Source organism: Streptomyces sp. NBC_01334 (genome assembly GCF_035983595.1).
Taxonomy (GTDB): domain Bacteria; phylum Actinomycetota; class Actinomycetes; order Streptomycetales; family Streptomycetaceae; genus Streptomyces; species Streptomyces coriariae.
In genome coordinates, this window is record NZ_CP130718.1 from 9914980 (window position 1) to 9929885 (window position 14906).

A 14906-nucleotide genomic window follows, 5' to 3' on the forward strand; every position below is an offset into this window, starting at 1 on the left:
TGAGCATGCAGGGGGCGGGCCGGCGCAGGGCCGGCCGCCGGTGCCCGCTGCGCGCCCGTGCGGGGGAGGGCGGCGCGCAGCGTGCGGGGGAGGCGGCGCGCAGCGGGTGGGGGTCCGGCGCGGTGGCAGGGCCGCGCCGGCCGGCGCTCTTGCGGCCGGGGGTCTCATGGCCGTGAGCGGCGCCGCCGTCACGGTCATGGGCCGACGCGGCTGTCCCTCTCGGGGCGGGCACCGGCAGAGCGGGGGCGGGGGACGGCCGCGGATGCGGTGAGGGCCGGTCGGTGGCCGGCCCGGGTACGGGCCGGCCACCACAGGGCCCCCGCCCGCTGCCCCGCCTGCTTGCCCCCGCCCGCTGCGCCCGGCGGGCGGGCCTGGCGGGCGCAGCGGGCGGGGACGGCCGCGGCACGGCGTCAGGGCCGCGCCGCCCGCCGGCCCGCGCCCTGCGGTCGGGGCCCCGCGTCCTGCAGCCCGCGTCCTGCGGTCCGTGTTCTTGTGGTCGGGCCCCGCGTCCTGCGGTCCGTGTCCTAGTGGTCGGGGCCCCGCGTCCTGCGGCCCGCGCCCTGCGGTCGGGGCCCGCGCCCCGCGCCCCGTGTCCCGCGTCCCGCGTCCCGCGTCCTGCGGCGTGGGCCTTGCGCCTCCGCGCCCTACGGCCCCGCGCCCCGTGGCCTACGCCCCCCGTGGCCTACGCCCCCCGTGGCCTACGCCCCCCGTGGCCTACGGTCTGTGTCCTGCGGGCCGGGCCGGGGTCCGGTGGTTCAAATCGTGAGCGGTGCTGCTGTCACGGTGGAGCGGAAGACGGGTGTTCCGTGCTGGTGGGCGGTGACGAGGACGGCGGGTCCGCGCTGGGCGGGGGTGCGGGTCAGGCGGCGGGCCTCGATGAGGCAGGGGGCGTCCAGTTCCGCGTACTTGGTGAATTCGCTGGTGATGTCGAGCGGGAGCGTGCTGTGGCCCAGGACGGCCGCGGTGGCCTGGCGGGCGGCTTCCAGCAGCACCATTCCGGGCACGTGGTCGACGGGGTGGTCGAAGAGGATGGGGTGGGCGGTGTCGGCCCGCAGCTGCCAGCGGTCGGGCTGTCCGATGGGGGACAGCACGACGTCCATGGGGGAGACGCGGCCGACGTTCTGGGGCGCGGCCGGGGCGGTCAGCGGCAGCGGGCGCTGCATGCTGGCGGCGCGCTCGCCGCGCAGGCGTTCGTAGACCTTGGCGGAGGTGCAGGTGAAGGTGGCGCCTCCGGTGGCGGCGATGTGGCCGCCGCGGCGGATCACCGCGTCGTAGTGGAGGCCGGCCAGTTCGCCGCGGCGGCGCTTGATGTCGCTGCAGGAGATCTCCAGTTCGACCGAGGCGGGCGCGTTGCCGACGCACAGGTGCGCGGGCTCGACGGCGATCGCGAGGTCCCACATGAGGAAGTGGTGGTCGAGGGGGACGCCGAACTCCGCGTGGGCCAGGAGCGATCCGGCCTGCCGGATCGTTTCGGCTGCGATCAGCGGGTCGTGGCAGCCGTCCACGGCGGCGAAGAAGCTGTGCCCGCGCGGCCACTGGGCGGAGACGGTGAAGCGCTCGTCGTCCACGCGCGCCCAGTCGGTCAGCATGACCTCGGCGACGCTCGCGCGGTGGACGAGTTCCTTCGGGACGGTGGTGGTCAGGGACCGGAAGAGGAGGGCGCCGGTTCCTGCCAGGGGCGTTGGGCCGTTCTGGTTGCGTACCGCGCCGGATACCGCGCCGTTCAGACGGAACGTGCTCGCAGACATGGGTCCCCCTGAGTGCCTTGGCTTGAATATGAGTGGCAGATCCCTCAGGACAGCGAAGATACATACCACCCGGTTTAATTTCTAGAAGGAACGCGGCACTCCAGTCCCGTGAAAAATGGAGTGATGTATTCCCAAATGTATGGATGATCACCCGGCGGCCGCGGTGACCGCCCGTGACCCCCGGGTCCTGCGGGGTCACCGCGGTGCGCGGGCCCGGCCGCGGACCGCTGCGCGCAGGACGCCCCCTGTCCCGCATCTCGAGCGATCTCAAAGCCGTTCTTGAGTGGCCTGACCGACGGTGTCTGCAGGCCCGAGAAAGGGGGACCGCTCGGATGGGGACGGAAGAAGCCCTGATCAGGGTGGAGCGAGGCCGGCCCGACGAGGCGGAACTGGCCGCCGTGGTCGCGGTGCTGCTCGCCCTGCAGGCAGACGCACGGCAGACGGCCGGCCAGGCGCCGGCCGCCCGGATGCGCTGGTCGCGCGGACCGGGCGCCTACACGGCACCCGACAGCTGGCGCTGACGGGCGGGGGAATCCCTGGCGGATTCCCTCCCACCGACAGAAACCGCTCAGGCGGTTTGTTAAGATGCTCGACGGACCCGGGGCGGGACCTCCTCGGCCTTGCCCCAGGAAGGCACCTGACATGGCGATGACGACTGCCCTGGCACCGATCGAACCGGGGCCCACCGATATACGCGGGCGCGTGGCGGAACTGCACAGCATCCGTGAGCAGGCGCTGGCCGGGCCCGGTGAGCGGGCGACCGCGGCCCAGCACGCCAAGGGCAAGCTGACCGCCCGCGAGCGGATCGAACTGCTCCTGGACCCGGGCTCCTTCCAGGAGGTCGAGCAGCTGCGCCGGCACCGGGCGACCGGTTTCGGGCTCGAGGTGAAGAAGCCGTACACGGACGGTGTGATCACCGGCTGGGGCACGGTCGACGGACGTACCGTCTTCGTGTACGCGCACGACTTCCGCATCTTCGGCGGCGCGCTGGGCGAGGCCCACGCCGCGAAGATCCACAAGATCATGGACATGGCCATCGCTACCGGAGCCCCGCTGGTCTCGCTCAACGACGGCGCCGGCGCCCGTATCCAGGAGGGCGTCTCCGCGCTCGCCGGCTACGGCGGCATCTTCCAGCGCAACACCCGCGCCTCCGGCGTCATCCCGCAGATCTCCGTCATCCTGGGCCCCTGCGCGGGCGGCGCCGCCTACAGCCCCGCCCTGACCGACTTCGTCTTCATGGTCCGCGACACCTCACAGATGTTCATCACCGGCCCCGACGTCGTGCGGGCCGTCACCGGCGAGGAGATCACCCAGAACGGCCTGGGCGGCGCCGACGTGCACGCCGAGACCTCCGGCGTGTGCCACTTCGCCTACGACGACGAGGAGACCTGCCTCGCCGAGGTGCGCTACCTGCTGTCCCTGCTCCCGCAGAACAACCGGGAGGCCCCGCCCGCGGAGCCCTGCGCCGACCCGGCCGACCGGCGCGCCGAGCGCCTCCTCGACCTGGTCCCCGCGGACGGCAACCGGCCCTACGACATGAGCGAGGTCATCGGGGAGATCGTCGACGACGGCGAGTACCTCCTGGTCCACGAGCGCTGGGCCCGCAACATCATCTGCGCCCTGGCCCGCCTGGACGGCCGGCCCGTCGCCATCGTCGCCAACCAGCCCCAGAGCCTTGCCGGTGTCCTGGACATCGGGGCCTCGGAGAAGGCCGCACGCTTCGTGCAGATGTGCGACGCCTTCAACATCCCGATCATCACCCTGCTGGACGTCCCCGGCTTCCTGCCCGGCGTCGACCAGGAGCACGGCGGCATCATCCGGCACGGTGCGAAGCTGCTCTACGCCTACTGCAACGCCACCGTGCCGCGGATCTCGCTGATCCTGCGCAAGGCCTACGGCGGCGCCTACATCGTCATGGACTCCCAGTCCATCGGCGCCGACCTGACGCTGGCCTGGCCGACGAACGAGATCGCCGTGATGGGCGCCGAAGGCGCCGCCAACGTCATCTTCCGCCGCCAGATCGCCGAGGCCGAGGACCCCGAGGCCATGCGCCAGAAGATGGTCAAGGAGTACCGCTCCGAGCTCATGCACCCCTACTACGCGGCCGAACGCGGCCTGGTCGACGACGTCATCGACCCCGCCGCGACCCGCGGGGTCCTCATCCGCTCCCTGGCCATGCTGCGCAGCAAACACGCCGACCTTCCCTCGCGCAAGCACGGCAACCCCCCGCAATAGCACGACGTTCGTGGGAGCCGCCGACGCCGGTGCGGTGCCGGCCCTTCGGCCTCCCGTTTCTCAGGAGAAGCGCACATGGTCAAACAGCAGCGAGCGGCCCGCACCCGGCAGGCACTGATCCAGGCCGCGGCCACGGTGTTCGCCGAGGAGGGATTCGTCACCGCGTCGCTGTCCACCATCAGCCGGCGCGCCGGGGTCAGCAACGGCGCGCTGCACTTCCACTTCGCCAACAAGCACATGCTCGCCGAAGCCGTCGAGGCCGAGGCCGCCGAGGCCGTGCGCCGCATCACCGAGGCGGCGCAGGCCCGCCAGGGCGGCTCCAGCCTGCAGTCGGTGGTGGACGCCACCCACGAGCTGATGGGCAGCCTCGCCCGCGACACCGTCGTGCGCGGCGGCTTCGAACTCGCCGGCGACACCGCACGCCGGGGAGAACCCTCCCCGCGCACCCAGTGGCAGCACTGGGTGGAGGACGTACTGCGCCGGGCCGAGCACAGCGGCGCCCTGGCCCAAGGCGTCTCCGGCGCGGACGGCGCCCGCGTCATCATCGCCGCCACCGCGGGCTTCGGGGTGCTCGGCGGCCAGGACGCCTCCTGGCTGTCGCGGCAGACCATCACCGGCTTCTGGGAGGTGCTGCTGCCGCGGCTGGCCGACCACCGCGACCTGGACGCCCTGGTGTGCGCCGGCTCGCAGCGCCCGGCCGTGCTCCCCCCGCGCGAGCGGCCCGCGCAGGAGCGGTCCGCGCAGGTCAGCCCCGACCGATAACAGACCAAGCGGTCTGTCCAGCGGCCCGCCGCGGGAGTGCGGATCCCTGTTTCCTCTCCCCGGGGGCTCCGGCGCGGCCCCGGAACGGGCCTCCCGGACCCGTAAGTTCCGCCCCGGGCGGGGTATTTGACCCAGTCTGGGACTGTATGCGCTTCGACCGGGAGAAGAAAATACAGGATGTGCGGTTTGATATTGACAGACCGTGCGTGCTGTTCTTAGCCTTGGCAAGGCGCCGGACTGGCACCTGTCGACGGCCGCACAGACACCCGTCGACGGCCACCCACCGACCGGAGCACTCGGGCATAAAACAGGGGAGATCGAGTGGACATCGAGATACTCGGCGCATTGGCCGTACAGGAGAACGGGGTCTCCATCACGCCGACGGCCCCCAAGCCCCGCCAGGTCCTGGCCCTGCTGGCGCTGCACGCCGACCGGGTGGTGTCCGTCTCCGACCTGATCGAGGAGCTCTGGGGCACCACCCCGCCGCGCAGCGCCCGCACCACCCTGCAGACCTACGTCCTGCAGCTGCGCGAACTCATCGCCGTGGCCCTGGACAGGGACGGGCACGGCGGGCCGCAGGCCGCCGACGGCACGTGCGCGCGGCGCACCGCCAAGGAAGTACTGGTCACCATGCCCAGCGGCTACCTGCTGGCGAGCGGCGGCGGCGCGAGCGACGTCCGCACCTTCGAGCGCCTGTCGGGCATGGGATACCGGGCCATGGACGCCGGTGACTTCCCCGGCGCCGCACGGCAGCTGCGCGAGGCACTCGCCCTGTGGACCGGCACCGCCTTCGCGGACGTCCAGACCGGCGAGCAGCTGGACATGGAGATCAAGCGACTGGAGGAGAACCGGCTGTGCGCACTCGACCAGCGCATCGAGGCCGACCTGCGGCTGGGACGCCACCGCGAACTGCTGGCCGAGCTGACCGTCCTGGTCAACCGCTACCGCACCCACGAGAGCCTGCACGGCCAGTTCATGCTCGCCCTGTACCGCTCGGGACGGCGGGGCGAGGCCCTGGAGGTCTACCAGCGGCTGCGCGCCACACTCGTACGCGACCTCGGCCTGGAGCCGTCCGCGGGGCTGCAGCGCATGCAGCGCTCCATCCTCACGGCCAGCCCCGAGCCCGCGCCGGTGGCCGCCGGCACCGCCAAGGAACGCCTCGTCCCCACCAGTTGAGCCACCGCACCGCCTTCCAGGGCTCCCGCGCCGCCCGCTGACACCCGGCCCGCCGGAGCCCTGGAAAGCGGCAGGCACGAAAGACCCCCACCCGGACAGCCCGCCACGCCGCCCCCGGACCGTGTCCCGCGCGGTGAGGCGCACCCACCGCCCGCAGCGGCAGCGCACGGCGGCAACTCCGGGAACGGCCAGCCCATTCGCCGGGACGGCCAGACCATTCGCCGGGACGGCCAGGCGATCGCCGGGACGGGCAGTGGATCACGGGGACCGCCCGCGGCGAGGACCCGGGCACACGCGGCCGTACATACGGGGGCCGGCGCGCACCGTCGCACCGGCCGGCCTGCTGACGACCGGCCATGTGACGACCGGCGGCACGAAAGGCACCGCCTGGGTGCGGATGATCCAAGGCGGTCCTGCTCACCGCCGGCGCCCTCCCGCTCACCCGCGCCGCCGGCCCGCAGCCAGGACACCGCCCGCTCGACGGCCCGGCACCACCACCCCTTGAGCGTGCACCGCATCCGACGCCTTCACGGGCGGTGCGCACCCCGGCCCGCTTCCCCCCGCCCGCTTCCCCCTCCGGGGCCCGCTCGGCCGTCTCGCCCGCCGGAGCTGTCCCGGCCGCCGCGGCGCTCCCGCCCGTTCGGGGCCGTCCGCGCCGGGCGGCGCGGCCGCAGGCCTGTCCGCGTGAAGACGCCGGGACGTGACGCACCGCCCGCTCGGGGGCCGCGGCTCGTCCGGTGACCCCCGGTCAGGGTCCTTCGCCCCTGGCTGCCGCGGGGGAGTGCCGGCCGGGATCCCGGCGAGGAGGGGCGGTCCGTCCGCGCCCGGAGCGATGCGCACCCCCGGCAGCCCGGCGGTCTGCCCCGGCCCACAAGGCTCCGGCCTGGGTGCCCACCCCTCTTCTTCTTCCGGCCCCGGCATCGGCGGTGCCGGGGCGACGCGGGTCCTCGGCACCGCCGATGCCGTCGAGGCGGTGCGGCACGGCTTCGTGCAGGCGGCCCCGGGCCACCGGCGGCCCCCGGACCGGATCAGGAACCGGCGCGGCCCGCCGGCTCCGGCACCCGAAGCGAAGCGAAGCGGCAGCCGGCGCCAGGCGCATCCGCTCCGCCAGGACGTGGACGACGGCCGCGCGGAGCGTCTCGGCAGGCGCATCCCCGCCGCTGCGCCGCCCTGGGCGCATTGACGGCGGGTCAGCGGCTTCGCGGCTCTCCCGCAGCCCGCCCGGAACGGTCCCGCTCCACCCGTCGCGCCCTCTGACCGGAGCCGGCGACCGCCCCGGCCGCGCGCGGGACACGGGCCTGTCCGCGGCGGCGTACGCGGCCGCGCGGCCGCCGTGCCGCACGCACCGCGCATGCCGTCCTGCGTGTTGTCCTCCCGGAGCCGCTCACCCGCCGGCCGGTACCGTGAATTCCGTTTTCCTCCACAAACGGAATTCGCTTCGACGGTGACCGGAAAGAGTCTTCTGTGTTACGCCGGACGCACTTCGCTCCAGCCGCCGTTCGTTCATTCTTGAGCCGCTCCAGCAGCCGTTCATCCCTTCTCGAGTGGATCGATTTAAGGGCCCCGGTATCGAGTTGAAACGCTCTCGAACTCCGGTCGAGGAAAGCCGGGCGTGGCGTGATTCCCGCTAGTGTGCTTACGGCGATGAGATTCAGCCACGAGAGGAACTCGACGAGGTACGGAGGAACGCAGTGAAGATTCAGGTTCTGGGTCCGTTGAGTGCCGAGGTCAACGGGGGGTCGATTGTCCCGACGGCCGGTAAGCCGCGGCAGATTCTTTCTCTGCTCGCCCTCTATCCCGGACGGGTGATGCCGGTCCCCATGCTCATGGAGGAAATCTGGGGAACGGAGCCGCCGCAGAGCGCACTCACCACTTTGCAGACCTACATCCTCCAGCTGCGCCGGCGTCTGGGCACCGCGATGGGGCCCGACGCCCCCGGCGCGGCCAAGGAGGTGCTCGCCACCCGGCACGGCGGCTATCTGCTGCAGATACCGCCCGAGAGTGTCGATGTGCACGAGTACGAAAGCATGGTCACGGAAGGACGGGCGGCTTTCGAGGCAGGCGACGACGAGAGATCGGCCGACCGTTTCCGGCAGGCGCTGGACCTGTGGCGCGGCCCCGCGCTGGTCGACGTACGGGTCGGGCCGATCCTCGGGATCGAGGTCATGCGCCTGGAGGAGAGCCGCCTGGGCACCGTCGAGCGGCGCATCGACGCCGATCTGCGGCTCGGCCGGCACTCCGAACTCATCGCCGAACTGGCCGAGCTGACGGCGCGCTACCCGCAGCACGAAGGACTGCACTCGCAGGCCATGGTGGCGATGTACCGGTCGGGGCGGCAGGCGTCGGCCCTGTCCATCTTCCGCAAGCTGCGCATCCGCCTGATCGAGGAGCTGGGCGTCGAGCCCTCGCCGCAGGTACAGCGGCTGCACCAGGCCATGCTGGCCGTCGACCCGCAGCTGGATGTCGCCGCCGGACTGCGGCGCACCTCGACCTTCGATCTCTATGCCGCCTGAGACCGGCCGGAGCGGGGGCTCGAGTCGTACTCAGAAGCTGTGCGGAAACCTTCGCTCCCGAAGCGCTTCGGTGCTGTGACTGAGCATGCCGGCCGGTGAGCCGGACAGCACGGCCCGCCGCGTGCGTTCACGGGGCCGGCCCGCCCCGCGCGCACGCGGCGGGCCGGCAGCGGACGGGAGCGCCGGCCCGCGGCGCGGGCGGGCAAGGTGACGACAGACGGGGAAGACCACCCTCCCCGGACCCCGGACCCGGACCGCGGACCGCGGACTGCCGGCCGGCGGCCGCGCCGGGCGGGTGCTCGCGCGGTGCGAGACGAAGGCTCCCGGCCGCCGCCCCTGCCACCGGCCCGACGCGGTCCTGCGCCACGCACCGGTGCGGCGCGCCGTCTGCGGGCCCGCCGCCTCTCCGGCCCAGCGGTCGACTCCCGGCCTCCCGCCGCCTTTCGGCCCGCCGGATCAACCGCCGGCCCGCCGGCCCGCCGGCCCGCCGGCCCGCCGGCCCGCAGGCTCTCCGGCCCGCCGCCTCTCCGGCCCGCCGGCCCGGCTCGGCCCGCAGGCTGACGTGCCGTGTCATTACCGCTCCTTTGCGACGCCTTTCGTGGAGCGGGAGCCGGGAATCCGGCAGAAATCCCTGAAGGTCATTGCGGATGTCTTGCCGGGCCATGTGGGCGATGACACCATTCCCGCCGGTACCCGCATTCTTTTCTGCGCATACGCTTTGCGGGAACGGAAAGAATCTTCACGCGACTCGCGAGTACGGCAGAAACGGAACCGGATAAGGCCTCTCGTGGCGTCCGGTCCGTCTTCGGGTTTCCTGGCTTTTCGACGCCATGGTCATCGGCGGCGGGTTTGCCGGTGCGACCGCCGCGGGGTTTCCCGGACGGTGCGGACACCGTGTTCCCGTACCCGGCCGTGAGTGATTTCCCCGGCACCGTCCCGGGGAATCAATCACCCTCTGGTCCATGATTCATGAAAAGAGCCGGGCCGACCCGGACGCGCTGATTCCGGCCAGACGCGGGGACCGGCGGCCGCACAACGGTCCCAAGGGACAGGCCGCCGGCCGGCCGGGGCGCCCGGCGTCGGGTTGACGGTGCGTCCTGCCGGGGCGGGTGCCACGAGTGAGCGGGTCGACCGCGTCGACGAGCGGGATGAGGTGCCGGGCGGGGCCGCGGAGGCCGGCGAGCCGTACGGGGGAGGAGGGGGTGCGGGCGCGCGGGAGCTGTCGGAGGAACGCGGCGTCCAGCAACACCCGTGGCTGGTGCTCACGTTCCCGTTTGCGGGCGTGGTCAGTTCCTGCCGGCTCGCTGTGCCCGGGGTGGTGGTGCGCCGTCCCGTGCGCCCGGACCCCGCGGAGATCGCCCGGCACGCCCGGCCGGCACAGGACGAGCCGGGCGGCCTGAGGCCTCACGGGACGTGCGTCGCGGACGCTCGTGAGGCGTTCAGCCGCTACCGGGCCCGGTCCCGGCCGCCGGGGGAGCGGTGAGAGCGGTGAGTGGCGCTGCCGCGCGTCGTCCCGGCGGCAGCGTCCGGCGGTGTCCGGCGGCGCCGGACGGCTACCGGACGTGCTCGGGCTGTGCCGCCGTCTCGTCGGTCCGGGGCGGACCCGCCGGATCCACCGGGGTCTTGACCGACTCCAGGAGGAGTTGGGAGACGTCGACGACCTGGACGGTCTCCTTGGCCTTGCCTTCGTTCTTCTTGCCGTTGACGGAGTCGGTGAGCATGACGAGGCAGAACGGGCAGGCGGTGGAGACGATGTCGGGGTTGAGGGAGAGGGCTTCGTCGACGCGCTCGTTGTTGATGCGCTTGCCGATCCGTTCCTCCATCCACATCCGTGCGCCGCCGGCGCCGCAGCAGAAGCCGCGTTCCTTGTGGCGGTGCATCTCCTCGTTGCGCAGGCCGGGGACGCTCGCGATGATCTCGCGCGGGGGCGTGTAGATCTTGTTGTGGCGGCCCAGGTAGCAGGGGTCGTGGTAGGTGATGAGGCCCTCGACCGGGGTGACGGGGATGAGTTTGCCCTCGTCGATGAGGTGCTGGAGCAGCTGGGTGTGGTGGATGACCTCGTAGTCGCCGCCGAGCTGCGGGTATTCGTTGCCGAGGGTGTTGAGGCAGTGCGGGCAGGTCGCGACGATCTTCTTCGCCGACTTCGGCTTCTTCGACTCGGCCGTGACGTTGCCGTCGTCGTCCGTCTCCTCGCCGAACGCGGCGTTGAGGGACATGACGTTGTCCATGCCGAGTTCCTGGAAGAGGGGCTCGTTGCCGAGGCGGCGGGCGGAGTCGCCGGTGCACTTCTCGTCGCCGCCCATGATCGCGAACTTGACGCCCGCGATGTGCAGGAGTTCGGCGAAGGCCTTGGTGGTCTTCTTCGCGCGGTCCTCGAGGGCGCCGGCGCAGCCGACCCAGTACAGGTACTCGACCTCGGAGAGGTCCTCGATGTCGCGGCCGACGACGGGGATGTCGAAGTCGACCTCCTTGAGCCACTCCAGGCGCTGCTTCTTCGCCAGGCCCCAGGGGTTGCCCTTCTTCTCCAGGTTCTTGAGCATGGTGCCCGCCTCGGACGGGAACGCGGACTCGATCATCACCTGGTAGCGGCGCATGTCGACGATGTGGTCGACGTGCTCGATGTCGACGGGGCACTGCTCGACGCAGGCGCCGCAGGTGGTGCACGACCACAGCACGTCCGGGTCGATGACACCGCCTTCTTCGGCGGTGCCGATCAGCGGGCGTTCGGCCTCGGCGAGCGCGGCGGCGGGCACGCCCGCCAGCTGCTCGGCCGATGCCTTCTCCTCGCCCTCCATGGTCTTGCCGCCGCCGGCGAGGAGGTAGGGGGCCTTGGCGTGGGCGTGGTCGCGCAGCGACATGATCAGGAGCTTGGGGGAGAGGGGCTTGCCGGTGTTCCAGGCGGGGCACTGGGACTGGCAGCGGCCGCACTCGGTGCAGGTGGAGAAGTCCAGCAGGCCCTTCCAGGAGAACTGCTCGACCTGGGAGACGCCGAAGACGTCGTCGTCGCCGGGGTCGGCGAAGTCGATCGGTTTGCCGCCCGACGTCATCGGCAGCAGGGCGCCCAGCGCGGTGGCGCCGCCGGCGTTGCGCTTGAACCAGATGTTCGGGAACGCCAGGAAACGGTGCCAGGCCACACCCATGTTCGTGTTCAGCGAGATGACGATCATCCAGATGAACGAGACACTGATTTTGATCATCGCGACCAGGTAGACCAGGTTCTCCAGCGTGGCGTCGTCCAGCCCCGAGAAGGCGGCGACCAGCACATAGGAGACCAGGTACGCCGGTTCCCAGTGCTCGACGCCCGCGAGGGCGCCCTCCAGGCCGCGCAAGGTCATGATCGCGAGGCCGATGGTGATGATGACGGACTCGATGAAGTACGCCTGACCGGACTTGGAGCCGGCGAAGCGGGACTTGCGGCCGGGGCGCGAGGGCAGGTTCAGCTGCCGGATCACGATGAGCACGGCGATGCCGGCCACCGTGAGTGTGCCGATCACCTCGACGAAGAGCTCGTAGGGCAGCCAGTGCCCGAGGACGGGAAGCACCCAGTCCGCCCGGAACAGCTGGCCGGTGGCGTTCACCAGCGTCACGAGCAGGGTGTAGAAGCCGATGGCCACGCACCAGTGCGCCACCCCGATGACGCCCCACCGGTTCATCCGCGTGTGGCCGAGGAACTCCTTCACCACCGTCACGCTGCGCGCGTAGGGGTTGTCCGTCCGGGTTCCGGCGGGCACCGGCTGGCCCAGCCTGACGTAGCGGAATAACTCGCCGACGGCGCGGGCGAACAGCGCGGTGCCGACGGTGATGAGTGCCAGCGAAACGATGATCGCGGCGAGTTGCATGGGCGGGCTCCTCGAACCTGCGAGAGCGAAGCTACGAACCTGCGAAAGCGAATCTACTAAGCGGTAACTTATGTGTCCGGGTCTGAGACTACCCACTTCGCGCCCTGCAATGAAGCCGGGATCACGGTGACCTGCGTCGCCGCGGCGGCCGTGCAGGCCGCCGCGGCGGACCTGGCCCCGCCCGCCCGAACACCCCGTACAGCGGGCGGAGTTGGCGTGCGCGGCGGCCGCCCGCGCCGGCCGGCCCGCCGTGCGGCACAAGACCGCTCGAGGCGGAATCCACCGTTCCTCAAGGCGCCCCCGAGAAAAGAGGGGGTGCGACACCCCCAGGCCCTGCCGCCCCGTCCCCCCGCGGGCCGGTCTCAGCCCGCTTTCAAGCAGCACTTGAGGCGGTGCGGCCACTGTTGGATCCCACCCCGTGCGGCCAGGGGCACAGGTACAGGAGGGTGCCATGTCGGACGAACAGCCAGTGCGGCTCCACTGTTTCGCGCACTCCATCGGGGGCGAGTCGCTCTTCGAGCGCTGGGCGGCGAGCGCCGGACCCGGGGTCGAGGTGGTCCCGGTCTCCCTGCCCGGCGGCGACCGGCGGCGCTCCGAACCCCGGGTGAGCACCCATGAGGCGCTCCTCGCCGACGTGCTGCCCCTGTTCACCGATGCGCCCCCCGGCCCCTACGTCCTGTACGGGCACGGTCTGGGCGCGATGGTCGCCCTGGCCGTCACCCGCGCCCTGCACGAGGCCGGCCTGCCCGGCCCCGCGCTCCTCGCCGTCGGCGCCCACTCGCCGCCGCAGGTGTACGCCGGGCTGCCCGACGTGCGCGGGGCGACGGACGCCGAACTGCTGCACGTGCTGGGCGGCCAGGGCGCCGTGCCGCCCAGCAGCGACGAGGGGATCCTCCTGCGGGCCATGCTGCCGGTGCTGCGCGCCGAACTGGAGCTCACCCGGGCCCTGGACGAGGCGGCCCGCAGGCCCTCCTGCGCGGGCCCTGTGACCACCCCGCTCCTCGTCGTCGCCTCGCAGGACAACCCGCTGGCGCCGCCCACGGTCGCCGACGGCTGGCGGCAGTGGACCGCGGGGCCCGCCTGGACCCGCACCGTCCCCGGCCGTCACTTCTTCGTGTGCGGCGGCCGCGAACTGCCCCGGCTCCTGGGCCGCGTCTGCCGCGTCACCCGCCGCCTGGCCCAGCAGCCCGCGCCCGTCGGCTGATCCGCGTGACCCGCCCGCCCGCCCGCGCGGGCGCACACCGCCTCGCCCCCCGCGTGCCGCACGCCGGCCGGCGGCGACCGTGGGCGGCGCTTCGGCCGGACGCCGGTCCGCTCATGATCCAGCGGTTCTCGTCCGGCCGTCTGAAACCTGTACGTGTTCCGTCCCCGTCCCCGTCGGCGCAATGTGAAGAGAGGTGTTCGGATGTCTGGTGAGCGTGTCGACAGAGCGACGCACACGGTGCACGTGGCCGCGCCCGCCGGCGTGGTCTACGCCGTACTGGCCGATGCGGCGAAACTGCCGCTCTGCTTCTCCCCGAGCGTCCATGTGGAGCGCCTGGAGAGCGACGGCGAACGAGAGCGCCTGCGGATGTGGTCCCTCCTGGACGGGCAGCTGAAGTCGTGGACCTCCTGGCGCCACCTTGACCCGGTGCAGCGCCGCATCGAGTTCCGCCAGGAACTGCCCGCGGCCCCGCTGAACTCGATGTGCGGCACCTTCCACGCACGCTCGCGGGGCCCGCACCGCACCGAGCTCGAGCTGCTGTACGACTTCAGCGTCGCCGGCGACCTGCCCGAAGTCGGGGCGTGGGCATGGCGGGTCGCCGACGCGAGCAGCCGCACTCAGCTCGCCGAGCTCAAGAGCTTCGCCGAACGGTGGACGCGCCTGGACGACCTGGTCCTGTCCTTCGAGGACTCGGTGCGCGTCAACGGCCCGGCCGAGCTGGTCTACGACTTCCTCTACCGGGCCGGGGACTGGCCCGACCTGGTACCGCACGTCACCCGGGCCGACCTCACCGAGGACGCGCCCGGCGTGCAGCGCCTGAGCATGCAGACCCTGACCGAGTACGGCTCGCACACCTCGGACTCGGTACGGATCTGCTTCCCGCACGCGGGACGCATCGTCCACAAGCAGACCGCGCCCCACACCCTGCTGGAGGCGCACACCGGCGAATGGTCCGTCGTCCCCGACGAGTCCGGGGTGACCGTCATCGCCCAGCACAGCGTCGTGCTGCGCGAGGAGAACATCACCGCCGTGCTGGGCGAGCACGCGGGCCTGGGACAGGCGCGCCGGCATGTGCGCGAGGAACTCGGCCGGGACAGCCGGGCCCTGCTCGCCCATGCCAAGCGGCACGCGGAAAGCGCCGTGCGCATGCTGTGACACCGCCCCCGCCCGCACGGCCACCGCACCGCCCCCGCCCGCAGGCCAGGCGGATGCGCCGGTGAGCCGATGCGCGGGTGCGCGGCGGGGGCGCGGCGGGGGCGGGACACCGGCTGCCGCGCCCTGCGCCCTGGCCGCGCCCACGCGGCCATCGCGCGGGCTCGGGCACCGCTCGGGCACCGCTGCACACCCGCTCGGGAAAACGGACTTCGGGTGCCTACCGCAACTAGCCTGGTCAACCCGACCGTTGTGGACTCCCGCGGACCAGGAGGCG

At 72.5% G+C, this 14906-nt stretch carries 11 protein-coding genes; 9 read left to right on the forward strand and 2 right to left on the reverse strand.

What is annotated here, in order from left to right:
* Positions 1 to 755: 755 nt before the first annotated feature.
* On the reverse strand, positions 756 to 1748 hold the full coding sequence (locus OG736_RS44010; protein WP_327180579.1) for a ScbA/BarX family gamma-butyrolactone biosynthesis protein: 993 nt from the start codon (positions 1746 to 1748) through the stop codon (positions 756 to 758).
* A gap of 332 nt (positions 1749 to 2080) precedes the next feature.
* Here OG736_RS44010 and OG736_RS44015 point away from each other — a divergent pair, with 332 nt between their 5' ends.
* From OG736_RS44015 to OG736_RS44045, 7 genes are all read left to right on the forward strand, one after another.
* On the forward strand, positions 2081 to 2269 hold the full coding sequence (locus OG736_RS44015; RefSeq protein WP_327180578.1) for an acyl-CoA carboxylase epsilon subunit: 189 nt from the start codon (positions 2081 to 2083) through the stop codon (positions 2267 to 2269).
* Between the two features lie 127 nt (positions 2270 to 2396).
* On the forward strand, positions 2397 to 3983 hold the full coding sequence (locus tag OG736_RS44020) for an acyl-CoA carboxylase subunit beta (protein WP_327187479.1): 1587 nt from the start codon (positions 2397 to 2399) through the stop codon (positions 3981 to 3983).
* A 75-nt stretch (positions 3984 to 4058) separates the two neighbouring features.
* Complete coding sequence (locus OG736_RS44025) at positions 4059 to 4745, forward strand: ScbR family autoregulator-binding transcription factor (RefSeq protein ID WP_327180577.1); 687 nt, start codon at positions 4059 to 4061, stop codon at positions 4743 to 4745.
* 321 nt (positions 4746 to 5066) lie between these two features.
* Positions 5067 to 5921 (forward strand): AfsR/SARP family transcriptional regulator, encoded by an 855-nt coding sequence (locus OG736_RS44030; protein WP_327180576.1) that lies wholly within the window; start codon positions 5067 to 5069, stop codon positions 5919 to 5921.
* Between the two features lie 832 nt (positions 5922 to 6753).
* Positions 6754 to 7104 (forward strand): hypothetical protein, encoded by a 351-nt coding sequence (locus tag OG736_RS44035; protein WP_327180575.1) that lies wholly within the window; start codon positions 6754 to 6756, stop codon positions 7102 to 7104.
* Between the two features lie 508 nt (positions 7105 to 7612).
* On the forward strand, positions 7613 to 8434 hold the full coding sequence (locus tag OG736_RS44040) for an AfsR/SARP family transcriptional regulator (RefSeq protein WP_327180574.1): 822 nt from the start codon (positions 7613 to 7615) through the stop codon (positions 8432 to 8434).
* 1084 nt (positions 8435 to 9518) lie between these two features.
* A complete protein-coding gene (locus OG736_RS44045) occupies positions 9519 to 9917 on the forward strand; it encodes a hypothetical protein (RefSeq protein WP_327180573.1) in 399 nt (132 codons plus the stop codon).
* A 70-nt stretch (positions 9918 to 9987) separates the two neighbouring features.
* Here the strand turns inward: OG736_RS44045 and OG736_RS44050 are convergent, their stop codons facing one another.
* Positions 9988 to 12273: a (Fe-S)-binding protein gene (locus OG736_RS44050; RefSeq protein ID WP_327180572.1), complete on the reverse strand. Its 2286-nt coding sequence runs from the start codon at positions 12271 to 12273 to the stop codon at positions 9988 to 9990.
* A 451-nt stretch (positions 12274 to 12724) separates the two neighbouring features.
* On the opposite strand from OG736_RS44050, the gene OG736_RS44055 reads away from it, so the two are divergent.
* Both OG736_RS44055 and OG736_RS44060 read left to right on the forward strand, forming a co-directional pair.
* Positions 12725 to 13477 carry a thioesterase II family protein gene (locus OG736_RS44055; protein WP_327180571.1) on the forward strand — a complete coding sequence of 251 codons (753 nt, stop codon included), beginning with the start codon at positions 12725 to 12727 and terminating at the stop codon, positions 13475 to 13477.
* 201 nt (positions 13478 to 13678) lie between these two features.
* Positions 13679 to 14632 carry an aromatase/cyclase gene (locus OG736_RS44060; RefSeq protein WP_327180570.1) on the forward strand — a complete coding sequence of 318 codons (954 nt, stop codon included), beginning with the start codon at positions 13679 to 13681 and terminating at the stop codon, positions 14630 to 14632.
* Positions 14633 to 14906 lie beyond the last annotated feature (274 nt).